A 514-nucleotide genomic window follows, 5' to 3' on the forward strand; every position below is an offset into this window, starting at 1 on the left:
GACGCCCCCGCGTGAAGCCACGGAAAAGCCTCGGCTTTTCGGCGAAACGGGGTGGGCCTTGTATCTTGCCCTCGTCTGTCCCTGTCGTTTTCTCCCTCCCCAGCCACTTTCCTGCTCGGGACGGATGATGGGGATAGCGCGCAAATCATTGCAGTCGGCCCGCGCGGGCGCGGGGCACGAACAGCGTGTCCTCCGGCTCATTCGAAGGCGAAGCTGCGGAGCGAACGTCACCGGATGTCGGCCCATCGGCTGGCAGCTCCGACGCGGGCTCCTCGCCATCTGACTGCACGGAAACGGCTTCGGACGGGGCGCTCGCGGTGCGGACGAACAGCGCGGCGCGGCGCGCGAAGTTCATGGCGAACGGATACGACACGATCGCCGCCAGCAGCACCGCCAGCATGCCGTAGCCCAGGAACTCCCAGTGGTTCAGCAGGTTGTGCAGGTTGTGCGTTTGGCCGCTGGCCGCGTCCACCGTGAAGCGCGGCGGCGCGTTGAACAGCGGCGCGGCCGGGCC

The 514-nt window shown here is 67.9% G+C and carries 1 pseudogene; it reads right to left on the reverse strand.

Going from position 1 to position 514, the window contains the following annotated elements:
- Nucleotides 1-145 precede the first annotated feature (145 nt).
- A pseudogene (locus DNK89_RS24890) lies at nucleotides 146-514 on the reverse strand (hypothetical protein); the annotation flags it as partial.

The sequence above is a fragment of the Acidovorax sp. ST3 genome (assembly GCF_003231145.1).
Classification (GTDB): Bacteria; Pseudomonadota; Gammaproteobacteria; order Burkholderiales; family Burkholderiaceae_C; genus Acidovorax.